Below are 24673 nucleotides of genomic sequence, written 5' to 3'. Positions count from 1 at the left end.
CAAAAATAAGTCTTGAGAGCAACTCTCAAGACCTTACTTATCTTTCATCAAATCTAGCAAACGATCTTCCATGAGTTTGGCAACGTGCTGGTCTCGACAAATGACCAATAAGGTATTGGCACCAGCAACTGTTCCTAAAATCCATTCATCCTTGTTTGCATCTACAATATTTGCCAAAACAGAAGCTTCTCCCAATTTGGTATGAAGTACCAAGGTAAACTCTGCTCTTGCAACACCTTCTAAATGATGAGACAAAAATTCCACCAAATCAATCTTTTCTGTCTCATTTGCTAGTACATAATACACCATATCATTTTTCTTGACCTTGGTCAAGCCGATTTCGCGCAAATCACGAGACAGGGTTGTCTGCGTCACAAAAACATTGTGCGCCTCTAACCGATCTTGAATTTCTTTTTGTGTACTTAATTTCTCCTCAGTAATCATTTTTTTTATTAACTGATGACGATCTCTTTTTCTCATAAAATCCTCTTATATGAATATTTATAACTAATTTTATAACTATATTATACCAAAAAAACAGGAGATTTCAAAAATTTTTTCTTCTTTCTTTAAAATTGTGATAAAATAGTAGAAAAGTCCAAAAAGGAGCTCTTAATGAATACAAAAGAATTGATTGCTAGCGAGTTGGCTAGCGTCATTGATAGCCTGGACCAAGAGGCTATTTTAAATTTACTGGAAACCCCTAAAAACTCAGAAATGGGAGACATTGCTTTCCCTGCTTTTTCTCTTGCAAAAGTCGAACGTAAGGCACCTCAAATGATTGCTGCTGAACTGGCTGAAAAGATTAACAGCCAAGCCTTTGAAAAGGTTGTTGCAACGGGGCCTTACGTTAACTTTTTCCTTGATAAATCTGCCATTTCTGCTCAAGTATTGCAAGCTGTTATCACTGAAAAAGAACACTATGCTGACCAACATATTGGTAAACAAGAAAATGTTGTTATCGATATGTCTAGTCCCAATATCGCTAAACCATTTTCTATTGGTCACCTGCGCTCAACTGTTATCGGAGATAGCTTGTCACATATTTTCCAAAAAATCGGTTATCAAACGGTCAAGGTCAACCATTTGGGAGACTGGGGTAAACAGTTTGGGATGTTGATTGTTGCCTACAAAAAATGGGGCAACGAAGAAGCTGTAAAAGCTCATCCAATCGATGAACTTCTTAAACTCTATGTCCGTATCAATGCTGAAGCTGAAAACGACCCTAGCTTGGATGAAGAAGCACGCGAATGGTTCCGTAAACTGGAAAATGGAGATGAGGAAGCTCTCGCTCTTTGGCAATGGTTCCGTGATGAAAGTTTGGTGGAATTTAACCGCCTTTACAATGAATTGCAAGTCGAATTTGACAGTTACAACGGAGAAGCCTTCTACAACGATAAAATGGATGCAGTTGTAGACATTCTTTCTGAAAAAGGCCTTCTTGTAGAATCAGAAGGTGCCCAAGTTGTCAATCTTGAGAAATATGGAATTGAGCATCCAGCCCTCATCAAGAAATCTGATGGTGCAACTCTCTATATCACACGTGACTTGGCTGCAGCCCTTTACCGTAAAAATGAATACCAATTTGCCAAATCGATCTACGTCGTTGGTCAAGAGCAATCTGCCCACTTTAAACAGCTCAAAGCTGTCTTGCAAGAAATGGGCTACGACTGGAGTGACAACATTACCCACGTTCCTTTTGGATTGGTTACAAAAGAAGGGAAAAAACTCTCTACTCGTAAAGGGAATGTTATCTTGCTAGAGCCTACTGTTGCAGAGGCTGTTAGTCGTGCCAAAGCCCAAATCGAGGCTAAAAATCCTGAATTGGAAAATAAAGATCAGGTAGCACATGCTGTTGGGGTCGGAGCTATTAAATTCTATGACCTCAAGACCGACCGTACAAATGGGTACGACTTCGACCTTGAAGCTATGGTATCCTTTGAAGGCGAAACAGGTCCTTATGTTCAATATGCCTACGCTCGTATCCAATCGATCTTACGCAAAGCAGATTTCAAACCAGAAACAGACGGCAACTATAGCTTGAATGATGCTGAAAGCTGGGAAATCATCAAACTCATCCAAGACTTCCCACGTATTATCAACCGTGCAGCAGATAACTTTGAACCTTCTATCATTGCTAAATTTGTAATTAGCCTAGCTCAAGCCTTTAACAAATACTATGCACATACGCGTATCTTGGATGAAAGCCCAGAACGCGACAGCCGTCTAGCCCTCAGCTACGCAACAGCAGTCGTTCTCAAAGAAGCACTTCGCTTGCTTGGAGTAGAAGCGCCAGAGAAGATGTGATTCAGTACTAACAATTGGAACTAAAGTTCCTAATTGTTAGACGCTAGCCGCTTATATGCGGACTAGCTAACTGCTTCACTAGTAAAGAAACATAAATATTATCGATGTATGTTTCTTTACGTCGTAACCAGAGATACTTACCTAAACGCTTCACTAATTCACCAATCCAAATAATATTGATTCGGTTAGGCTCATGTCGTAATCTTTTAATTACTTGATTGTAAAGCAGTCTAAGTAACTGACGTTCAATCCTATACGAGCTTGGTTTTAGAAGCCTATCAAAAATCTTATCAAGTTTTGCTGACTGATTCTGCTATTTTAGGCCCACTGAATCAATTTATTCACTACTATTTCTTTATCATACAGGGAGATTTCCTATGAGCCAATATGCTTATATCCTCGTTGTAATTAGCTTGGTGTTCCTTTTTCTGCTCAATAAATACGAGAAGGAAAGATTGCAAAAGCTCTACCAAGAACAACTTTTAAAGGATGAAACATTTAGGGCTGACATCAAAGAGAAAATTCACACGACTGAAAATATCAATGATGTCATTGCTTACATCAATAAAACTTATCATCTAGGAATGTTGCTATCAAAAGACATTACAGATCAATTGAAATAACCTAGCTATTCTTTAAGGAATATCAAAACCGAGACTAAGACTTTAATACTTCGTCTCGGTTTTTATATATTTTTCAAGCAACAAAACCACCACTCCCCAGCAATGAAAGTGCAAAATCCTCTAGAATATGATAGAATAATGGAAAGGACTCTATTAAGGAGGAAATCATGGAAAAACAAACCGTCGCCGTCTTGGGGCCTGGTTCTTGGGGAACTGCCCTTTCACAAGTCTTAAATGACAATGGGCACGAGGTACGTATTTGGGGAAATCTGCCTGAGCAAATCAATGAAATTAATACCTATCATACTAACAAGCACTACTTTAAAGATGTCGTTCTAGATGACAAAATCAATGCCTACACTGACTTAGCAGAAACACTGAAAGATGTAGATGCGATTTTGTTTGTTGTCCCAACAAAAGTGACACGACTTGTTGCCCAGCAAGTTGCACAAACCTTGGATCATAAGGCTATCATCATGCACGCTTCAAAGGGATTAGAGCCTGATAGTCATAAACGATTATCAACCATCCTTGAAGAAGAAATTCCTGAACATCTCCGCAGTGATATCGTCGTTGTTTCAGGACCTAGTCATGCGGAAGAAACCATTGTTCGTGACCTGACTTTAATCACTGCTGCTTCTAAGAATTTACAAACAGCTCAATACGTTCAGGAACTCTTTAGTAATCACTACTTCCGACTTTATACCAATACGGATGTTATCGGGGTCGAAACTGCTGGTGCTCTTAAAAACATTATTGCTGTCGGTGCTGGAGCCTTGCATGGTCTGGGATTTGGTGACAATGCTAAGGCAGCCATCATCGCTCGAGGTTTGGCAGAAATTACTCGCTTAGGGGTAGCACTCGGGGCTAATCCATTGACCTATAGCGGCTTATCTGGTGTGGGAGATTTGATCGTAACAGGAACCTCCATCCACTCTCGTAACTGGAGAGCTGGAGATGCCCTTGGTCGTGGAGAATCCCTAGCTGATATAGAAGCTAATATGGGCATGGTAATTGAAGGAATTTCAACGACTCGAGCAGCCTATGAACTAGCGCAAGAACTTGGAGTCTATATGCCGATTACACAGGCCATTTACCAAGTTATTTACAACGGAACCAATATCAAAGATGCCATTTATGACATCATGAACAATGAATTTAAAGCAGAAAATGAGTGGTCTTAACTCTCTAAAGAAAGGATTCTTATGACATCAACAGTTAGAAAGGCAGTCATTCCTGCCGCTGGACTAGGGACTCGATTTTTACCAGCCACCAAGGCCCTTGCCAAAGAAATGTTGCCAATTGTAGACAAACCAACTATCCAGTTTATCGTGGAAGAGGCTCTTAAATCAGGTATTGAAGATATTCTGGTTGTCACTGGTAAATCAAAACGTTCTATTGAGGACCACTTTGACTCAAACTTTGAGCTTGAATACAATCTTAAGGAAAAAGGCAAAACGGATTTGTTAAAATTGGTGGATGAAGCAACTGGTATGCGCCTTCACTTTATCCGTCAAAGCCATCCTCGTGGTCTGGGAGATGCTGTCTTACAAGCTAAAGCTTTTGTAGGCAATGAACCTTTTGTTGTCATGCTGGGTGATGACCTTATGGACATCACAGACGAGAATGCCGTTCCTTTGACAAAACAATTGATGAATGATTACGAAAAGACACACGCATCAACCATTGCTGTCATGCCCGTACCACACGAAGACGTTTCATCATATGGGGTTATAGCGCCTCAAGGAGAAGGAATCAATGGTCGCTATAGCGTCGAAACTTTCGTTGAAAAACCAGCTCCAGAAGATGCTCCAAGTGATTTGGCAATTATCGGTCGCTATCTTCTCACACCTGAGATTTTTGATATCTTAGAAAATCAAACTCCTGGTGCTGGAAATGAGATCCAACTTACCGACGCTATTGATACGCTTAATAAAACACAACGTGTTTTCGCCCGTGAATTTACAGGAGCTCGTTACGACGTTGGGGATAAGTTCGGCTTTATGAAAACATCTATTGACTACGCCCTCAAGCACCCACAAGTCAAAGATGATTTGAAAAATTACCTCATCCAACTGGGAAAAGAATTGGCTGAGGGAGAATAATCCATCTTGCATATGTAAAAAAGCATCTCTAAAATTTGTTCTCTAGAGATGCTTTTACTTTAAAATTGCATGCGATTTAAAATTGCTGAGGTATCTCTGTCAATCTCCCATCGCAATCTTGGTAATTTGTCACTGACTACAGAATTTCAAACACAAATCTGATTGACGTTTTGATGATCCGAGCCGTTTCTCTAGCATCTAACTGATCTGTAAACAGCAAGTGATTTTTTTTGATATTTTTAGCTAGGAACTCATTTCTTGACTGGATTGATAAATCGCCTGTTCTCTCAATTTCTTTCCTTAAGGAATCTCGTTTTTTCAAGGTTTCTTCTTCAGCCAGCAGGACACAGTATTTTAAACTGATTTGTTTTTCTTTTAAGAAGGTTGCAATTTTCTTTAGTTGCTCTTCAAAAATGACATATTCTATCACAACGGTAATGCCTCGGTCGATGAAATTATTGATCAGACTGATGATATTATCCCAAAATAAATCCATGTAATAACCATCATCTTCCCAAGGAGCCACGAGTCCTCCTTTAATCATTAAATAAATCATGTCGCCTTCAATTACTGCACTTTTCTTAAAAGAATAGGCCAACTCCTTACTGACTGTGCTTTTCCCAACACCAGGAGGGCCTGAAATGATGTAAACACAATTTTCCATTCGACTACCTCGTCCATTCTTTTATTATTGACTATTATAGCATTTTTTAGTCTATTAAAGATCAGACAAATTCATCAAATCATAAGATACAAGAAACTAGCTCCTTCCAATTTTGCAACAAAAAAGTCATCTTTGTAGATGACTTATTGGCAACTGAATCCATGCGCATTTAACTATTCATTCCCTACACATAGCTCATTCCCTTGTAGAAAAGCAACACTGCAAGTATTACAAACAACACTACCGCTCCTAACCTCTGACTGACACTATAGATCAGTCTTTCTCCTCGAACTGGAAAGATAACTGCTAGAAATGCTCCACCAACTGCACCACCGATATGACCTGCTAGGCTTATTCCTGGAATCAGAACACTTCCAATAATATTAACCACAAAAAGTGTCAGATAGGATTGGCCCAACTGCTGGATATAAGGATTGCGAGTTGCATAGCGAAGAACGATAATTGCAGCAAATAGTCCATAGAGAGAAGTAGAGGCTCCTACGGCTAAGGATTTGGGACTAAATACAAAAACAAAGAGATTGCCCATCATTCCTGATAAGAGATAGAGAAAGAAAAACTTCTTGGATCCAAAAATTTCCTCTACTTGCCTACCAAGATAATAAAGCGAAAGCATATTGACAATGAAATGCTCCCAACCAATATGGACAAAGATGGCAGAGAAGAGACGCCAAACTTGCTCGGGAAAGAGACGAATGGCAGGGCCATACATGGCTCCAAATCGAAATAAGGTATCCGCCCTATCAAAGTTTCCGCCTGCAGTCACCAGCATTAGTAGAAACACCAAGGCCGTCACTAAGAGGAAGAAACTCGTCACAGGATAACGCCTATCAAAGATTTCCTTCATCAATTAATACCTCCTGAACAGGAATATCATGGTTTTCAGTGATAAAGTCCTGAACTTGACAAGGATAAATCGTACTCAAAGTATGGCCAGTAAAATGTTCCAGATAGCGATCATAATAACCTCCGCCGTATCCAATCCGACATCCTTCCGTTGTAAAAGCCAAGCCAGGAACATGAATCAAATCAATCTGAGAAGCCTCCACTACTTCCAACTCTCCCTGTGGCTCCAGTAAGCCAAAGGAAGTTTTTACTAATTGCTGCGGATTATAGACCACAAACTCCATGCGCCCCTTGGGATAGGTTTTAGGTATCAGAACCTTCTTGCCGTCCTTCAGCACCTGCTCAATCAGTTCCTGCGTTTGAAATTCGTGCGGAAAAGAGAGATAGGTTGCGATGACTTTCGCTTCTTGGTAAAAGGGATGGTGTAAAAGTCGCTCGGTTAAAGCTTGGTCGATAGCCGGCTTTTGCTCTTGAGATATAGCCTTCATTTCATGCAAGACTTGCTTACGTAATTCCGATTTCATAGACAACCCCTCTACTCTGTTGCCTTCTTTTTCAGGAAACTAGAGACTGCATCAACCCCAATAGCTAAGGCTTCTTCCTTAGGACTCATCTGAGGGTGATGAAGGGCGTAGGGACTATCGATACCCAGCCAAAACATAACCCCATCAACCTTTGAAAGGAGATAACCAAAGTCCTCGCCTGTCATAGCAGGTTCGATATCAATCAACTCGATTCCGTCTTTTTCTTCAAAGAAGTCCATCAGTTCACGCGCCAAGGCTGGATTGTTCTCAACAGGCAGGTAACCACCTTGCTTGAGTTCCACTTCGACTTCCATATCAAAGGCAGCTGCAACCCCTTCTGCAACTGTTCTGACCCTCTTTTGAACTAAGAGACTCATATCCTGTGTCAAGGCCCGAATAGTTCCATGCAAAAAGGCTGTGTCTGTGATGACATTGTTGGTTGTTCCAGCCTGAAAAACACCAAAGGTCACCACCGCTCCCTCGATTGGGTTGACATTGCGGCTGACAACTGACTGCACCTGGGTCACAAAGTAACTAGCCGCCACCAAAGCATCATTAGCTTCATGCGGAAAGGCTGCGTGTCCTCCTTTGCCTTTGAAACGAATCTTCACCTCGCAAGTTCCTGCAAAGAGTGTATGAGTATTGGTCGCAATCTGTCCAACCTTCAAATCTGGCCTAACATGAAGGCCATAAAATTGATCTGGTAGCCAATCTCCAAAAGCGCCATCTTCATACATGAGCATGCCACCAGCTTCATTTTCTTCAGCGGGCTGAAATAGGAAGAGCAAATTATTCTTCGGTTGCTGCTCAAGGGCGCGCTCGAGACAACCCAAGGCAATACTCATATGAAAATCATGGCCACAAGCATGCATACGACCTTGGTGCTGAGAAGCGAAAGAAAGTCCTGTTTGTTCGACGATAGGCAGGCCATCAATATCTGTCCGCCAACCAATGGTACGCTCTGGCTGACTTCCCTGCAAATAGACCAAAATACCTGTCCGCCAAGTACGAACTTGAACAAACTCCTTGCCCGCAGTCAATTTCTCAATCACATCCAGCAAATAAGCATGAGTCTTGAACTCCTCCAAGCCAATCTCTGGAATCTGGTGCAAATCTCGTCTAGTCTGAATCAAATCTAACATCTATCTATCCTCCGATATAGCAGAAAGAGGCTGGAAGAAGGGTTCCGCCTCTTTATTACTTTTACAATTATAAGGTACGAAGCGCATCCTCTAGCGCTGTTTTTTGTTGGGTTTGGGCATCAATTTCTTTGATGATACGAGCCGGAACGCCTGCTACCACTACATTTTCTGGGACATCTTGGGTAACGATAGCTCCTGCAGCGACAACTGAACCACTACCAATTTGCACCCCTTCGATAACCACTGCATTGGCACCAATTAGAACATTGTCCCCAACACGGACTGGTTCTGCGCTAGCTGGCTCAATCACACCTGCCAAAACGGCACCTGCACCAACGTGACTGTTTTTCCCAACGATGGCACGTCCACCAAGGATAGCCCCCATGTCAATCATAGTTCCTGCACCAATTTCAGCACCGATATTGATGACCGCTCCCATCATGATAACAGCATTGTCACCAATTTCAACTTGATCACGAATAATAGCGCCTGGCTCGATACGAGCATTGATAGCACGTTTATCTAGCAAAGGAACTGCAGAATTACGAGCATCTTGCTCAACAACATAGTCTTGATTTTCTACCAAACCATCTAGAAGCGGAGCCACATCCTTCCAGTCTCCGAATAAGACATTCCCTAGTTTGACAACAGAGCTAGGTACAGCAGTTGTAAGTTGTCCCTCGAAGGTTACTTTAACACTGGTTTTCTTTTCAGCATTGGCGATAAATTGGATAATTTCTTGAGCATTCATTTTTGTGGCAGTCATAGGCGCCTCCTAGTTCATTTTAATGATACCTATTCTACCAAAAAAGGCCTCAAATTTGAAGCCTTTTTGTTTGTTTTTAGGTATGATTTTTAGGGATGTGAGATAAAACGTGCTGTCGGTAAAAGCAAGCTCCTACCGATACAACCTAAAAACACTCTTCACAACTATCTCCCCGTGTTTTATTGACTATTCTAGTATAGCACACTTTTAAAATTAAGAAAAGACTTTTTATTTACTTTCTTTCGCTTCTTCTACCGATAGGAAAATCATGGGTAAAATAATCAGGGTCATAGCTAGAAGAAGGGACCAATCCACTACCAGACCTAAAAATAAAACACTCAGCAAGGCAGAAGAGAGAGGTTCACTGGCACTGATAACGGAAACCACCAAAGGTGAAACCAAGGACACAGCCTTCATGGAAATAAAAAAAGCAAAAGCCGTCCCAAAGAAAGCGATGATAAGACAAATCAAGATACTCCAAATATCAGGAGTAAAGGAAAGCTGATAAACAGGCGAGAGAACATTGCTAAATAAACCTGCCAAAATCATCCCCCACCCAACCGTGGGAACAAAACCATAGCGCTTAGCAAAAGGCTGAGGTAGGATAACGTTAAACATAACACCCATGGCACTCAGCAGACCTGTTATAAGGGCTAGTGGAGTCATGGATAACTGAGAAAGATCACCCTTTGTTGCCATCAAGTAAACACCCAACATGGCAATCAAAACATAGAAAATAGCGCTTTTTGACGCTCGTTTTTGATAAACCAAGCGATTGTAAAAGAGGATAAAGACTGGACTGATAAACTGTAAAATAGTTGCTGTCGCTGCATTTGAGTATTCTACACAGAGATAGAAAAAATACTGAACTGAAAAAATCCCCAAAATAGCATAAGCTAAAAAGGGTAGATAATTTTTCTTATCTCGCCAGATATCTAACACTTGCGATTTTAATTGCATTGCAGACCAAATGAGTACAAGACTCCCTGCCAGTGTCAAACGCATAGAGGTAATCCAGTCGGAAGACACCTGATAATGAGTAAAGAAATACTCTCCTAAAATTCCACAGATGCCCCAGATTAAGCCGGATAGAAGCGAATAAATGGTTCCTTTAACAATCTTTTTCTGATACTGATTCATACCTTTATTGTAACACGAAAGGACAAAAGAAAAAAGTGGCAATCCATTGATTAGCCACTTCATTTAGAAAAGTTTAAAGAACTTATCGTCTCGTCCTTGAAGAAGAAGGTCTAGTAGCGCTTGAATTGCCACTGTTGTTAGAACTACTACTTGAACTGCTGGAGCTTGATGGAGTTGGTAGACTCCCCACAATGCTAGACCAAGCATTCTGATAATCCGCATCACTTCCACCAATAGCAAAGCGATAACTGGTCGCTGGCGCTCCTGCCTTATTAGCCCAATAGCTGGTAACAGTCGAACCTGTGACCTCTACCTCTTTCCCTTCAACAGAAACTTTACCTGGTTTCTGGCCTGTTGATTTCAGGACTTCTGATTTTACTACACTAGGATCTAAAGAGAATCGCTCGTTCCCCCAAATTCCAGGTTCAGACTCTTGGATGGCATTAACCAGATGAGCCATATAATTAGAGTTATTTGAATATCCTGCTCTACGAGATAATGAATGATTATCATCATGCCCAATCCAACCACCTAAAGTTAATTTAGGAGTAGAAAGCATGAGCCACATATTCTCGTCTTGGTTGGTTGTACCAGTCTTCCCAATCCAATCTGCACTAGCTAATGTCGAATTTAAAGAAGCTAAATTCGGTTTAAAGGTTGTTGTTACACGAGAGGACAGAACTTCTCGTAACAATCCCTGCATAATCGTCGCTGTCGCTTTAGAATAAACCTGAACAGGTTTATCTTGAAATTCATAAATGATTTTACCATCAGAAGATTCAATTTTTGAAATCACATGCTTCTGATGATAAACTCCGTTATTAGCCAATGTCTGATAGCCATTGGTATGCTGGGCCACTGTGACTTCAATACCACCACCCATTGGCAGGCTCTCAATACCGTACTCAGGAATCTCGTAGCCCATCTTTTCCATATAACCCTTGACATCAACACCCTTTTCACGGAGCATACGATAGGTCCAGTAAGCAGGGATATTCCACGAATAGTTCAAGGCTTCTCCCAAAGTCATCATTCCTGTCCCCTTGCTATTAGCATACATAATCGGGTTGCCATTGGCAAAGTTTGTGGGATAGTTAGATAAAATCGTCTCACTACCCATCAAACCCTGATCAATAGCAATACCGTAGGCCAGCAAAGGCTTGGTAGTAGAGGCTGGCGAACGTTTGGTATCAAATGCATGGTTATTTTGATTGTCTTGATAATCGCGACCACCTACAAAGCCTAGAATAGCACCTGTTTGGTTGTCCATCAGGACATTCCCTACTTCTACACGACCTGTTCCGTCATCTAATAGAGACCCGTATCTAGCTACTGCATTCTGCATGGCAGTATGAACTTTTTTATTAATAGTAGTCGTAATCTTATAACCACCTGTACTTAATTCTTGCTCAGCTCGTTTACGATACGCCTTCTGAATAGCTTCATTTTTCAGCTCTTGACTGGGAACATTATCTTGTTGGACCAAATAATCGTACGTCCGGTCTATCGCTTCAGCCATAGCAGTATAATAGAGATAATCTCTTGAAATAACATTAACAGAACCTGATGGCAAAAAATCTTGTTTAAGATTGTAATCCTTATATTGATTGTATTCTTCTTTAGTTAAGGATCCCGTACGGTACATGTTGTAGAGAACATCCTTGGCCCGCTTCAAACCAAGCTCTAAGTCTTCATCACTCTTTAACTCTCCAGTATTTTCATAAGGAGAATAAGTAATCGGACTCTGTGGCAAACCTGCTAGGAAGGCCGCTTGGGGAATACTCAGCTTGTTGGCATCGATACCGAAAATTCCTTCAGCAGCTTGCTGGGCACCTGCAATATTCTGTCCTTTATGATTTCGACCAAAGGGAGCAACATTGAGATAGGTGGTCAAGATTTCATCCTTACTCATACTGCGTTCCAAGGCAAGGGCATCAACAATTTCTGTAGCCTTACGAGCCAAAGTCGGAGCATCTCCAACCACTTGTTGTTTGATTAACTGTTGGGTCAAGGTCGAGCCCCCGCTAGATGAGCCCAAACCTGCAAAGGTTCCCAAAGTCGCCCGAATCACAGCTTTGGGCACAACCCCATTATGTTCAAGAAAATGTTCGTCCTCAGTAGCAACGATAGCCTTTTTAAGATTGTCTGATATTTCCTCAGATGAAACAGAAGTTCGCAGTAGGTCACTCTCGATAGAAGCAATGACACTCCCATCTGCGTAAACAATTTCTGAGATGGAAGAAATATTTTTAACCTGCTTGACCAAGTCCTCCGCTGGCGGAACCTTAGCCTTATCGAACAAGGCAACTCCATAACCAAGCGCTACACCAGCACCAAAAAGCCCACCGATAAAGCCTAGAATAAAGAGAGTATTCAAAATTCCCTTGATAGCAACTAAAATGCTCCCTAGAATAGACAGAATTCTCCCACCTGTCCCATCCGACTTCTTCTCTTCTGAGACTTTCTCTGATTTTTTATGATTTATTTTTGATTTTACTAGCTGGAAAAATTCCAGCATTTTTCGTTTTAATTCATTTAATTGATTTTGCATGGATTTCCTCACTCTATCTATTATACCATAAAAGGTAAACTTTCAATAAAATAGCCACTTTCTTCCCTATTCTGCTAGGCTATTGCCCAAGTTTGTGATACAATAGTTAGAAACAATAATTTTAAAAAGGAGAAAAGACACATGCACATTTTTGATGAGCTAAAAGAGCGTGGTTTGATTTTTCAAACGACTGATGAAGAAGCTTTGCGTAAAGCCCTAGAAGAAGGTCAAGTTTCTTATTATACTGGCTACGATCCAACTGCTGACAGCCTTCACCTAGGCCATCTTGTCGCAATCTTGACAAGTCGTCGCTTGCAGCTAGCAGGTCACAAACCTTATGCGCTCGTTGGCGGTGCTACAGGTCTCATCGGAGATCCGTCCTTCAAAGATGCTGAACGTAGTCTCCAAACAAAAGACACAGTAGATGGCTGGGTCAAGTCTATCCAAGGACAACTTTCTCGTTTTCTTGACTTTGAAAATGGTGAAAATAAGGCTGTCATGGTCAACAACTACGACTGGTTTGGCAGCATCAGCTTCATTGATTTCCTCCGTGATATCGGAAAATACTTCACTGTCAACTACATGATGAGTAAGGAGTCTGTGAAAAAACGGATTGAAACAGGAATTTCATACACTGAGTTTGCTTACCAAATCATGCAAGGGTACGACTTCTTCGTCCTTAACCAAGACCACAACGTAACGCTACAAATCGGTGGTTCTGACCAGTGGGGAAATATGACAGCTGGTACCGAATTGCTTCGTCGTAAGGCTGACAAGACTGGCCACGTTATCACTGTTCCATTGATCACAGATGCAACTGGTAAGAAATTTGGTAAATCAGAAGGAAACGCAGTCTGGCTCAATCCTGAAAAGACTTCTCCATACGAAATGTACCAATTTTGGATGAACGTTATGGACGCTGACGCTGTTCGCTTCTTGAAAATCTTTACTTTCTTGTCACTTGATGAGATTGAAGATATCCGCAAACAGTTTGAAGCAGCGCCACACGAACGCTTGGCTCAAAAAGTTTTGGCTCGTGAAGTCGTTACACTTGTTCACGGAGAAGAAGCTTACAAAGAAGCCCTCAACATCACTGAGCAACTCTTTGCAGGAAACATCAAGAATCTTTCTGTTAAAGAGCTCAAACAAGGACTTCGTGGTGTACCAAACTACCAAGTTCAAGCAGATGAAAACCACAATATCGTAGAACTTCTCGTCTCATCTGGTGTGGTTAACTCAAAACGCCAGGCCCGTGAAGACGTCCAAAACGGAGCTATCTACGTCAACGGCGACCGTATCCAAGACCTTGACTATGTCTTGAGTGACGCTGATAAGTTAGAGAATGAACTGACTGTTATCCGTCGCGGTAAGAAAAAATACTTTGTATTGACTTACTAAACTGTTCAACATTTACCTATAAACAAAGGAGTTACCCTCAAGAAAGGTAACTCCTTTTTGCTGTGAATAGTCCCCTACCTATCCCTTAATAGACAGACTACGCAGGACTATGCGCAAGGTTGTTAGATTATGTAAGATGGAGAGATTTGAAGGACTGAGCCAATTAAACAAGCCAAAGCCAATCAAACTACTATTTACGACAACGGTATCTTGAATATTCTTCTTGATGAGTGTTTGTAAAGATGATGATAGCCAATCCAACTCTCGGAAGAAATCCAAGCGATTATCTAACAATAAGATATCACTCATCTGCTTAGAAATATCTGCACTCTCATTCATCACTACACCGATATCTGATAGGGTTAGAGCAGCTGAGTCATTCAACCCATCCCCAACCATCAAAATAGTGTGACCTGCTTTCTGTAGTTCCTCTACTAACTCAAATTTCCCATCAGGTTTCAAGTCTGTATAGACCTGATCAAAGGGCAAATCTTTGACTAATTCCTCTGTCCTAACCAAGGTATCTCCTGTTGCCAGAATCAATTTTTTCCCTTGTGCCTTAAGTTTCTCCAAGGCTGCTTTTGCTTCTTTTCTCAAAGGAGTATGAATGCAGAACATTCCAATCAATTCATTCTGATAAGCCAAGAATAAGAGATTGTAGTGACTCTTGTACTCTTCAATTAAAGCATTTTGTTCTGAACTGATATAAATCTGCTCATCCTGCATCAAGACATAATTCCCAATAAGAACTGGTTGGCCATCTATATGAGATTTGATCCCCTTGCTTGCAATATATTGGAGTTTCCCATGCATTTCCTCATGTTCAATCCCCTCTATCTCAGCTTGCTTGACGATGGCATTAGCGATAGGATGATAGATGTGCTCCTCAAGACAGGCACTGATTCTGAGAATATCTTCCTCACTATAGTCCCCAAAAGGTAACACCTTTTCAACTATAGGATAACTAGTTGTGATTGTTCCCGTCTTATCAAATAAGAAAGTATCAATTTCCAGATATTTCTCCAGAACATCTCCATCCTTAATCACCATTTCACGATTCAACCCCTCCTTGATAGCTGTCAAATAAGCTACAGGAGTAGAAATTTTCAAAGCACAGGAGAAATCGACCAATAGGAAAGAGATAGCCTTAGAAAAAGAACCTGTTAATAGGTAAGTCAGCCCAGCCCCCAAGAAATTATATTTGACGACCTTGTCCGCCATCTTGATGAAATAGCGTTGTTTCGTTTTCTTGTTTTCTTCAGATTTCTTCATCAACTCAATCAGTTGTAAAATCCGACTGTTCATCTGATTATCGGTTACACGAATGCGTAACTCTCCAGTTTCTAATACTGTATTTGCACAAACCAAATCAGACTCTCTTTTTTCAACTGGAAAACTCTCTCCCGTCAAGGAACTTTCGTTAACCATACCTAAACCTGAAACTACTTGTCCATCAAACAGAATTTCATTTCCTTGAGATAAGATCAAGACATCTCCTATTTGAACATCGGAACTCTTGATACTAACAACCGTATCGCCCTGTACTAGAAATACATCGCTCTCTTTTGCAAGAAGGCTTTGTTCTAAATCTGTTGCAGTTTTTTTCAAAGACCACTGATCTAAATGATTCCCCAAATCAAGCATAAACATGATATTGCTAGCTGTCTTGGATTGGTTCATAAACAAGGACAATAAAATCGCCGAACAGTCCAAGACCTCCATCGTTAGTTCCTTACGCGCTAGTGTTTGATAGGCTTCTCTAATATAGCCCAAAGCCTGATAACAAGTCCATATATAGCGAATTGGAGACGGTACAAGACTACGAAAAAGTACACGCTTAATCGCTGCACCTGAAACAATAGAATAAGCACTCTCTTCTCTACGAATGGGAAGAGTCATCAACTCAGAAACTTTCCCTTTATCAATTCTTTTTAAAAAGGCTTCTGCATTATCTAATACAGAAAAGCCTTCTTTTATGCGTAGAGTAAAGTGCTGTTGATCCATGTAAAACTGGATAGACTCAATCCCCTTTTCATCTCTCGCCAAGGAACGAAGATAGTCTTGAATATCCAAGGTGAGTGAAAAAGAAGATGATAGTCGGATATGTTGGTATCCTCTATGTAGCACTTTAAAAGACATATTATTCCCCTATAAGGCTATCTAATTGCTCTTCTTTTTTCTCTTGCTCGTACAAATATTTGGCATCTTGCAAGACATCATCTCCATGTTGCTTCACAACAGAAACAGATGCATCTAGCTCGTCTTTTAACTTATAAGCCTTAGCCAAAGCTTTAGAATAACCTTTTTTAGCTTCCTTACTTGCTAAGATTTTCAAGCCAAGGGTACCAAATGCGACACCACCCAAAAAGAGTGATGATTTTTTCGCAACTTTTGCGACGCTTAATACTTCTTTTAACATACTTATTTCCTCCTTATCATTATTATATAGCAATTTAGATATAAAAGCAATTTCATTTCATAAATTGGAGAATCAGTTTTATTTCTACTGAATCTCTCATCTACTTATTCCTAAAGTTGCTTTCATCTGCCTCTTTTGATACACTTAAACTATGAATACAAATCTCAAACCCAAACTTCAGCGTTTTGCTTCTGCGACTGCCTTTGCCTGTCCTATCTGTCAAGAAAATCTGACTCTGGTAGAGAGCAGTCTCAAATGCAACAATCGCCATTCTTTTGACTTGGCTAAATTTGGCTATGTCAATCTAGCCCCTCAAATCAAGCAATCGGCCAACTACGACAAGGAAAACTTTCAAAATCGTCAACAAATCCTAGAAGCTGGATTTTATCAAGCTATTCTAGAGGCTGTTTCTGATTTACTTGCAAACTCAAAAAATGCCAAAACCATTTTAGATATCGGTTGTGGCGAAGGTTTCTATTCTCGCAAACTCCAAGAAAGTCATCCTGATAAAACCTTCTATGCCTTTGATATTTCCAAAGATTCTGTCCAAATCGCTGCCAAGAGCGAACCCAACTGGGCAGTCAATTGGTTCGTTGGCGACTTGGCACGACTTCCTATAAAAGACGCCAGTATGGATATCTTACTTGATATCTTTTCCCCTGCCAACTATGGAGAATTTCGTCGCGTTTTATCCAAAGACGGTATCTTGATAAAGGTTATTCCAACTAAAAATCACCTCAAGGAAATCCGTCAGAAGGTACAAGATCAGCTGACAAACAAGGACTATTCTAACCAAGATATCAAAAATCATTTCCAAGAACACTTTACCATCCTATCTAGTCAAACTGCCTCTCTGACTAAAACTATCACAGCAGAGCAGCTCAAAGCCCTACTCAGCATGACGCCCCTACTCTTTCACATCGACCATACTAAGATTGACTGGAACCAACTGACAGAGATTACCATTGAGGCAGAGATTTTGATTGGGAAAGCATTCTAAACTAGACTTCCAAAGGTATAAAACTTACCGAAAATCCTCAATATTAAGAAAACGCATAAGAACAGGTACTCAAAAACCTTAATCTTATGCGTTTTGTTATGCAAAAATCACTGGAGTTTCTATACACATTAAGTGGAAATCTTTGAAATCAGTTCTTTTAATAACCATTGAATACCATATATTACATTTACCCCAAATATGATATAGGCCGTATAAATCAAATATTTCGATTTCTCCCGCCTCAAAGAATAGATCTTGTACAAAATAGATAAATTTAAAATAATAAATAATAGAGACAAAATCTTCCTCCAAAATCAATATTAAAAGTAGCCAGTCAGGCATATACCTCATATTTATTTTCGATTCGAGATAACAAACTTATCAATAAATAGCAAGTGAAATAAGGCAAGTACAGACCCCCAGAAACTCCCTCGAAGCGAGATTTCTTGATGATTGAGAGGAAACAGATCATGGTTACCTATATAGAGGCATGTTAAAATAACAAATAGAATCCAAAATAAATCCGTCCATTTATATTTTGAAAAATATTTTTTCCACATAAGAACACCTTCTTTCCTATAATCATATTATAACACTTTATGTAAGCGAATACAAGGAATTTGAGGTGAACAACTGCAAAGAAGCATAAGGCTGAAGACAGTAAAAACCAGCGTTTTAAGCGCTGGTTTACTGTTTTAAACTAGGTTTCTTACAAAGCTTACTAACACTAAGATTTAAAAAAAGTTAGTTTCTGAAATTGATTAATTGTTAATTTTCCAAACTGGACTCTTTTTTTATTTTTCAACCCCCAATAACTAAGGGCAAGTAATGCTACAACCCAAGCAAAAGTGATCCCCAAACTGTCAAAATTCAACTTGAAATCTGGTTTATTAAAGAAATCTACATAAACTCCTAAGAAGGTTGTATCCATAAATTTTTTAATCTCTGAGCTAACTTGAGAAAACATCGGCAAGAATGAGAGACCAAGCATTGGAATCAAACCATAAACCTGAGCCTGAGTTTGTGTCTCTGAAATAGCTCCAATCACTAAATTTAAGAGGATTGTACATAATGCTACCAGAGAAGCTACTACAAGGTATACAGGATAATCTTTTGCGAAATCCACTTCAACCATAATAGGGAAGGAAATAACTGAAGCCAAGGCAAAGATTACAGGATAAAACAACACGGAAACAAGATATTCTCCACGGCGAACTCCGCTTAAAATGAGTGTTTTAAAAATTCTTTTTTCTTTTTCCTCTGCAATAGAGTTTGAAATCATTGACCCAGAAGAAAATGAGAATGCCATTGTTAAAGAACTAAACAATAGTGTTTTCCCTTGAGTGCCATCTGTATTCATAAAATTTTGGAAGAGTAGAACCATAAAGAATGGGAATACTACCTGTACCAAAGTGTTTTTGTTTGTTAATAATACTTGTGTCCTCAACCAGATAAGGGCTAAAATTCTCTTAAACATCTAATTTTTCTCCTGTCAATTTAATAAAAATATCTTCTAAAGTTGGTTCACATGAGTGAATCGTCATCATTTTTTTATAATCTTCTTGCTGCAAGTCTTCAAAGCGCACTACCTTTTTAGTAGAATCACTATAAGTTACTGCAACTTTTTTTTCCGTGTTATATTTTTGGATAATTTCGCTTGGGCTTCCTTGTTCAATAAGATCACCTTTATTCAAAAGAGCTAGGTTATCACATAATAAAGTCGCCTCATTCATATCATGAGTAGTTAAGAAAATGGTTGTTCCTCTTTCCTTTAACTCCTGTAGTAATTTGTGAATCTTCTTTGAGGTAGTGGGATCTAACCCACTTGTAGGTTCATCTAAAAATAGAACTTTAGGGTAATTGATTAAAGCACGAGCTAAAAGCATTCGTTGACGCATTCCTGTAGAAAGTTTCTCAGCTGGAGTGTCTTTACTATCATACAGACCAACTTGTCTTAGAATTTCTTCAATTCGGGATTTTGAAACTCCGTATAGTCTTGCAAATAGCAACAAGTTATTGTACAAACTTAATTTTTCGTAATAACCACTTGTGTCACCTACTAAGCCTAACTCTTCAAAATCTGACGGAAGTAATTTTTGAGAATCTTTTCCTAATAATTCTGTCTTTCCGCTGTTAGCCTGTAGCTGTCCTGTCAGAATATTGATCATTGTTGTCTTCCCTGAACCAGATGGACCTAGGAATCCAAAAATTTCTCCTTCGTTTATTGAAAAACTAATTTGATTTAAAGCAATATTATCTCCAAATCGCTTTGTAACTCTTTCTACCTTAATCATTTTATTACCTCTTTCTAATGATAAATTGTATTTTAGAAACTTCACTCACTCCCATCGGTTATATCAACAACTCTAATTCTAGGCTTTAAGTTGGAGTCCATTTTGATTTCTCTCATTTCATTTGGAAGCAAGAGAACTAATTTTAGTAGCTTCTCATCAAGTGTTACTTTACATAGGCGTCTGCTATCTAGACTATTTTTGATAATCAGATAGTCCTTCTTGACAAACTTTTCATCCATATAATAGTCAATTGTTTTTACCATATTTTCCTCCCGCCTGCTAATCTACATCCCTTTTAAATAGTAATGTTTCTAGCACTGCGCTCTTCTTAACTTATTTACAATAACAGTATATCCCTTATAAGAGTAAAAAAACAGGACATTTATGTCTACTGACATTTATGTCCTGTTTTATATTGAAATTATGGAAAATCCTTATTTTTTTCTTCTATTACTCTCTCCCTAAATGATTTATCATTTAATAATTCCGATCCATTTATTGCTTTATTATAGTAGTCCAAAGCAAGATCTTTATTCTGATTAGTATGAATATAATATTTGGCTTCAAAAAAATCTACTGTAGGTAGTAAAGCAAAATCTTGTATTTCATCTATTATTTCTCGTACAGCACTTAGCGTTTGGGGCATTAAATCATAATATTCAATATTAAAGTGATATAAAACAATTGATACAATAACCCTTTGAATCAAATGAATATTGTTGGCATCAGAGAAATTAGTTTGCTCCAAGATGTTAGAATAGATATTTTCAAATACATTATCAATTGGCTTAGCATTCAAAGTACACTTTAAAAAATACAAGTGTAAAATTAATAAATCATTAGTATCATAATTTGTTTTTAAAAGTAACTGCTCAAAATACTCCTCAATCAAGCCCTCTCCAAAGTCAGAGTTTTCAGAAACATACACATCATCAATAGCTTGTAAAACTTCAACTGCTACTTGCTCATCCTCAGGAAGTTGGTCATAAAAGCGTTCCTGAATTTCCTCAAAGATTTCCTCACGTTGACGGATTTTTTCTTCATCTCCATGAATAGATTGACGAATCAATTTCGTTTTTAGTTTTAAATACTCTTTAGGAACAATTAGCGAACCCTCGTCGATTAACTGAGACATCGGAATTCCTAGCACTCCAGCTATATAATCTAGTTTCGCTAAACTGGGTAAGTTATTTCCTGTTTCAATTCGACCCAACTGACGAACAGTAAGTTCTTTTTCATCTCCACAAAAGGCCTCTCTACTCAATCCTTTTTCAGTTCGTAAGGTGCGAATCCGCCTCCCGATTTCTAAATTTTTCATCTCATTCCTCTATAAATAGACTTTTGCACACGGCAAATAAAAGTAGTTATGACTATTTGTTATCAACTATTACCTCAAATATATTAAATTCTTACTAACAAAACTCCCCATATTGCCTATCAGCATCCCTTCATAATGAACAAAGAGTTTTTTACATATCAGGAAACTCTTCTTTCATCTCTTCTATCACTCGATTTTTGAAATTCATATCATTAAAAAATTCTGCCCCATTGATAGCTTTTTCATAGTATTGTAGGGCTTTTTCTTTATCTTTTTCCCCGTATAGGTAATATTTGGCTTCCAAGTAGTCTACCGTTGGTTTTAAGTTTGAATCTTGAATTTCCATCATAATTTCTCTTAGAAAACTAAAAATGACAGAGATATCTTCGTAGTATTCGTTTCTCAATTGATACAACAGTATTGCAATTAATACTCTTTGTAGTAGATGCATGTAAGTGTTATCTGAACAGTCAATTATGGTCACAATGTTATTTCTTACTTTTTTTAAAACGTCATCGTTTCGTTTAAAACTAATAGCATTTGATAAAAAATATAAATATAAGATCAATAAATCATTTACAGAATACTCCGTTTGTAGCAAAGTTTGATTGAAATATTCCTCAATCAAGCCCTCTCCAAATTCGGCATTTTCAGAAACATACACATCATCAATGGCTTGTAGAACCTCAACTGCTACTTGTTCATCCTCAGGGAGTTGATCATAAAAATGTTCCTGAATATCTTCAAAGATAGCCTCACGCTGGCGGACTTTTTCTTCATCTCCATGAATAGATTGACGAATCAATTTCGTTTTTAGTTTTAAATACTCTTTGGGAACAATTAGCGAGCCCTCGTCGATTAACTGAGACATCGGAATTCCTAACACTCCAGCTATATAATCTAGTTTCGCTAAACTGGGTAAGTTATTTCCTGTTTCAATTCGACCCAACTGACGAACAGTAAGTTCTTTTTCATCCCCACAAAAGACTTCTCTACTCAGTCCTTTTTCAGTCCGTAAAGTACGAATCCGTTTCCCTATTTCTAAATTACTCATAATGCGCCTCTTCAAATTCTAATTTGACATTCAAATAACTACTTGTATACGTTTCCATTTTAACACACTTTCCTACAATTTTCAGAAAAAATAATTATAACGAATAGTTTTAAGCAACTATCTTATATAAGTAATCCATTCAAATATAGTATCTAAGATATATTTCTAGTCAAGTATTCAAAAAAAGCGAATTTCAATCGAAACTCGCTTTTTTACAAAATATATTAGTATAAACTTGTATCTTAGTTCAAGTGCCAGATATCTTCGTTATACTGAGCGATTGTACGGTCAGATGAGAAGAATCCTGCTTTAGCAATGTTGACGATGACTTTATCCAACCATGCGTCACGGTCTTCGTAATCAGCAAGCATTTGCTCTTTAACCTTAATGTAGTCTTCCAAGTCAAGAAGAGTCATGAACCAGTCTTTGTTGATCAATTCATTGTAAAGACGTTCCAAGCGCTCTTTGTTTCCAGCTGCAAGAACTGCATCACTAACGATGAAGTCTACCAATGATTTGATAGCTTCACGAGCGTAGAATTCGCTTGATTTATAAGCTGCTTTTGCGTAAAGGTCAATAACAGTTTCTGAATCTTCACCAAAGATGTAGATGTTTTCGTCGCCAACCAACTCAGCGATTTCCACGTTAGCACCGTCCATAGTACCAAGAGTCAAAGCTCCGTTCAACATGAATTTCATGTTACCAGTACCTGAAGCTTCTTTAGAAGCAAGTGAGATTTGTTCTGAGATATCACATGCTGGAATAAGGAAGCTTGCTGCAGTAACGTTGTAGTTTTCAACCATAACAACTTGCAAGTGTGGCGCTACTGCTGGATCGTTAGCAATAACTTCTGACATGCAAAGGATCAAGTGGATAATGTCTTGAGCGATTGTGTAGGCTGGAGCTGCTTTACCACCAAAGAAGATTGTGATTGGACGAGCAGGGATGTTACCAGCTTTGATGTCAAGGTATTTGTGGATAACGTACAAAGCGTTCATTTGTTGGCGTTTGTACTCGTGAAGACGTTTGATTTGGATGTCAAAGATAGAGTTTGGATTGATTTCCACACCTTGGTGTTCTTTCAAGTGACGAGCCAATTTACGTTTGTTGTGAGCTTTGATGCTTTCCAATTTTTCTTTGACAGCTGCTTTGTCTTCATAAGACAAAAGTTTTTCAAGCTCATCTGCTTCATGGTGCCAACCTTCTCCAAGAATCTCATCCAAGTAGTGAGACAATCTTGGATTAGCATGCATGAGCCAACGACGGAAAGTGATACCATTTGTTTTGTTGTTGAATTTTTCTGGGTAAAGATCGTAGAAGGCTTTCAACTCAGAATTTTTCAAGATTTCAGTGTGAAGTGCTGCAACCCCGTTAACGCTGTATCCGTAGTGGATATCCATGTGGGCCATGTGAACACGTCCGCTCTCATCGATAATTTGAACAGCTGGATCTTTTACTTCTGCTTTCACGCGACGGTCCAATTCTTCGATGATTGGTACCAAGTGAGGAACCACTTCTTGCAAGAACTCAAGAGGCCATTTTTCAAGGGCTTCAGCAAGGATTGTGTGATTAGTGTAGGCAGTCATGCTACGAACGATTGAGATTGCTTCGTCAAGTTCGATACCACGAGCAGTCAAAAGACGGATCAACTCAGGAATAACCATTGATGGGTGAGTGTCGTTGATTTGGACAACTGCGTAGTCAGCAAGGTCATGCAAGTTGCTTCCTTTTTCGATTGCTTCTTCGATGATCAATTGCGCACCGTTTGAAACCATGAAGTATTGTTGGAAGATACGGAGCAATTCACCTTGACGGTCACTATCATCTGGGTAAAGGAAGAGAGTCAGGTTGTGAGCGATGTCTGTTTTATCAAAGTTGATACCGTCTTGGATGATAGAAGAATCAACTGAATCCAAGTCAAACAAACGCAAACGGTTCTTAGTTTCTGTCTTGTAACCAGGTACATCGATATCGTAAAGAGTTGAAGTCAATGTGAAGTGAGCAAATGGTACTTGGTAGCTACGGCTTGAGCGAACCAACCAGTTTTGCTCTGTCAACCATGCATTTGGAATTGTTTCTTGTTGGTTGTTTTTAAGAACTTGTTGGAATAGACCAAAGTGGTAGTTAAGACCAACACCGTCACCGTTCAAACCAAGAGTAGCAATTGAGTCGATAAAGCAGGCAGCCAAACGTCCCAAACCACCATTACCAAGAGATGGTTCCAATTCAACTTCTTCAACTTCGATCAAGTCTTTACCTGCAGCTGCAAGCTCTTTTTTAACATCGTCGTAAAGACCAAGGTTGATCAAGTTGTTTGACAAAAGTTTACCAATCAAGAACTCAGCTGAGATGTAGTAAACTTTTTTCTTACCAGTGTTAACTGGTTTTTTGCTGCTTGCAAGCTTGCTGTAGTTAAGAAGAGCAAGGTAAAGCTCTTCATTGCCACATTCTGCAATGGTTTTATTGTAACGATTTTGTACAAATTCTTGTAGTGATAACATGTT

23 protein-coding genes are annotated in these 24673 nt (G+C 39.1%); 6 read left to right on the top strand and 17 right to left on the bottom strand.

Going from position 1 to position 24673, the window contains the following annotated elements:
• Positions 1 to 33: 33 nt before the first annotated feature.
• A complete protein-coding gene (argR, locus tag HT731_RS01305) occupies positions 34 to 480 on the bottom strand; it encodes an arginine repressor (RefSeq protein WP_001231476.1) in 447 nt (148 codons plus the stop codon).
• Between the two features lie 135 nt (positions 481 to 615).
• On the opposite strand from argR, the gene argS reads away from it, so the two are divergent.
• The 4 genes from argS to galU all read left to right on the top strand — a co-directional run bounded on the left by argS (position 616) and on the right by galU (position 5035).
• Positions 616 to 2307 carry an arginine--tRNA ligase gene (argS, locus tag HT731_RS01300; RefSeq protein WP_173277327.1) on the top strand — a complete coding sequence of 564 codons (1692 nt, stop codon included), beginning with the start codon at positions 616 to 618 and terminating at the stop codon, positions 2305 to 2307.
• A gap of 377 nt (positions 2308 to 2684) precedes the next feature.
• A complete protein-coding gene (locus tag HT731_RS01295) occupies positions 2685 to 2930 on the top strand; it encodes a hypothetical protein (protein WP_060806196.1) in 246 nt (81 codons plus the stop codon).
• 167 nt (positions 2931 to 3097) lie between these two features.
• Positions 3098 to 4114 (top strand): NAD(P)H-dependent glycerol-3-phosphate dehydrogenase, encoded by a 1017-nt coding sequence (locus HT731_RS01290; protein WP_061759660.1) that lies wholly within the window; start codon positions 3098 to 3100, stop codon positions 4112 to 4114.
• Between the two features lie 21 nt (positions 4115 to 4135).
• Entirely contained in the window at positions 4136 to 5035 is a 900-nt protein-coding gene (gene galU / locus HT731_RS01285; protein ID WP_061759661.1) for a UTP--glucose-1-phosphate uridylyltransferase GalU, read from the top strand.
• A 136-nt stretch (positions 5036 to 5171) separates the two neighbouring features.
• Here galU and HT731_RS01280 read toward each other — a convergent pair whose 3' ends face one another.
• From HT731_RS01280 to pbp1b, 7 genes are all read right to left on the bottom strand, one after another.
• Positions 5172 to 5699, bottom strand: coding sequence for an AAA family ATPase (locus HT731_RS01280; protein WP_000426562.1), 528 nt, complete (start codon positions 5697 to 5699; stop codon positions 5172 to 5174).
• Between the two features lie 184 nt (positions 5700 to 5883).
• On the bottom strand, positions 5884 to 6564 hold the full coding sequence (locus HT731_RS01275) for a rhomboid family intramembrane serine protease (protein ID WP_061759662.1): 681 nt from the start codon (positions 6562 to 6564) through the stop codon (positions 5884 to 5886).
• Positions 6548 to 7087: a 5-formyltetrahydrofolate cyclo-ligase gene (locus HT731_RS01270; RefSeq protein ID WP_061759663.1), complete on the bottom strand. Its 540-nt coding sequence runs from the start codon at positions 7085 to 7087 to the stop codon at positions 6548 to 6550. The genes HT731_RS01275 and HT731_RS01270 overlap by 17 nt, the downstream gene beginning before the upstream one ends.
• An 11-nt stretch (positions 7088 to 7098) precedes the next feature.
• Positions 7099 to 8229 carry an N-acetyldiaminopimelate deacetylase gene (locus tag HT731_RS01265; protein ID WP_061759664.1) on the bottom strand — a complete coding sequence of 377 codons (1131 nt, stop codon included), beginning with the start codon at positions 8227 to 8229 and terminating at the stop codon, positions 7099 to 7101.
• Between the two features lie 67 nt (positions 8230 to 8296).
• The gene (dapD, locus tag HT731_RS01260; RefSeq protein ID WP_033679550.1) at positions 8297 to 8995 is read right to left on the bottom strand and encodes a 2,3,4,5-tetrahydropyridine-2,6-dicarboxylate N-acetyltransferase; all 699 of its coding nucleotides are present in this window, start codon (positions 8993 to 8995) and stop codon (positions 8297 to 8299) included.
• A 228-nt stretch (positions 8996 to 9223) separates the two neighbouring features.
• Positions 9224 to 10135 (bottom strand): DMT family transporter, encoded by a 912-nt coding sequence (locus HT731_RS01255; protein ID WP_061759665.1) that lies wholly within the window; start codon positions 10133 to 10135, stop codon positions 9224 to 9226.
• 82 nt (positions 10136 to 10217) lie between these two features.
• Complete coding sequence (gene pbp1b, locus HT731_RS01250; RefSeq protein WP_061759666.1) at positions 10218 to 12686, bottom strand: penicillin-binding protein PBP1B; 2469 nt, start codon at positions 12684 to 12686, stop codon at positions 10218 to 10220.
• A gap of 141 nt (positions 12687 to 12827) precedes the next feature.
• Here pbp1b and tyrS point away from each other — a divergent pair, with 141 nt between their 5' ends.
• Positions 12828 to 14084 carry a tyrosine--tRNA ligase gene (tyrS, locus tag HT731_RS01245; RefSeq protein WP_000546884.1) on the top strand — a complete coding sequence of 419 codons (1257 nt, stop codon included), beginning with the start codon at positions 12828 to 12830 and terminating at the stop codon, positions 14082 to 14084.
• A gap of 78 nt (positions 14085 to 14162) precedes the next feature.
• Here the strand turns inward: tyrS and HT731_RS01240 are convergent, their stop codons facing one another.
• Both HT731_RS01240 and HT731_RS01235 read right to left on the bottom strand, forming a co-directional pair.
• Complete coding sequence (locus tag HT731_RS01240) at positions 14163 to 16223, bottom strand: heavy metal translocating P-type ATPase (RefSeq protein ID WP_061759667.1); 2061 nt, start codon at positions 16221 to 16223, stop codon at positions 14163 to 14165.
• A 1-nt stretch (position 16224) separates the two neighbouring features.
• Positions 16225 to 16503: a DUF6110 family protein gene (locus tag HT731_RS01235; protein WP_000910903.1), complete on the bottom strand. Its 279-nt coding sequence runs from the start codon at positions 16501 to 16503 to the stop codon at positions 16225 to 16227.
• A gap of 151 nt (positions 16504 to 16654) precedes the next feature.
• On the opposite strand from HT731_RS01235, the gene HT731_RS01230 reads away from it, so the two are divergent.
• Positions 16655 to 17503, top strand: coding sequence for a putative RNA methyltransferase (locus HT731_RS01230; RefSeq protein ID WP_173277325.1), 849 nt, complete (start codon positions 16655 to 16657; stop codon positions 17501 to 17503).
• A gap of 353 nt (positions 17504 to 17856) precedes the next feature.
• Here HT731_RS01230 and HT731_RS09545 read toward each other — a convergent pair whose 3' ends face one another.
• The 7 genes from HT731_RS09545 to glgP all read right to left on the bottom strand — a co-directional run bounded on the left by HT731_RS09545 (position 17857) and on the right by glgP (position 24670).
• On the bottom strand, positions 17857 to 18063 hold the full coding sequence (locus HT731_RS09545; RefSeq protein WP_345889910.1) for a hypothetical protein: 207 nt from the start codon (positions 18061 to 18063) through the stop codon (positions 17857 to 17859).
• A gap of 167 nt (positions 18064 to 18230) precedes the next feature.
• Positions 18231 to 18980, bottom strand: coding sequence for an ABC transporter permease (locus HT731_RS01225; RefSeq protein WP_173277323.1), 750 nt, complete (start codon positions 18978 to 18980; stop codon positions 18231 to 18233).
• Positions 18973 to 19797, bottom strand: coding sequence for an ABC transporter ATP-binding protein (locus HT731_RS01220; protein ID WP_173277321.1), 825 nt, complete (start codon positions 19795 to 19797; stop codon positions 18973 to 18975). The genes HT731_RS01225 and HT731_RS01220 overlap by 8 nt, the downstream gene beginning before the upstream one ends.
• Before the next feature lie 41 nt (positions 19798 to 19838).
• Positions 19839 to 20060 (bottom strand): hypothetical protein, encoded by a 222-nt coding sequence (locus HT731_RS01215; protein WP_033679542.1) that lies wholly within the window; start codon positions 20058 to 20060, stop codon positions 19839 to 19841.
• A gap of 158 nt (positions 20061 to 20218) precedes the next feature.
• Complete coding sequence (locus HT731_RS01210) at positions 20219 to 21115, bottom strand: XRE family transcriptional regulator (RefSeq protein WP_173277319.1); 897 nt, start codon at positions 21113 to 21115, stop codon at positions 20219 to 20221.
• Between the two features lie 151 nt (positions 21116 to 21266).
• The gene (locus HT731_RS01205) at positions 21267 to 22169 is read right to left on the bottom strand and encodes an XRE family transcriptional regulator (protein WP_061759672.1); all 903 of its coding nucleotides are present in this window, start codon (positions 22167 to 22169) and stop codon (positions 21267 to 21269) included.
• Between the two features lie 242 nt (positions 22170 to 22411).
• On the bottom strand, positions 22412 to 24670 hold the full coding sequence (gene glgP, locus HT731_RS01200; protein ID WP_173277317.1) for a glycogen/starch/alpha-glucan family phosphorylase: 2259 nt from the start codon (positions 24668 to 24670) through the stop codon (positions 22412 to 22414).
• Between the last annotated feature and the right edge of the window lie 3 nt (positions 24671 to 24673).

Source organism: Streptococcus sp. k-163, from assembly GCF_013277555.1.
GTDB lineage: Bacteria > Bacillota > Bacilli > Lactobacillales > Streptococcaceae > Streptococcus.
This window is presented reverse-complemented; position numbering and strand designations above follow the sequence as displayed.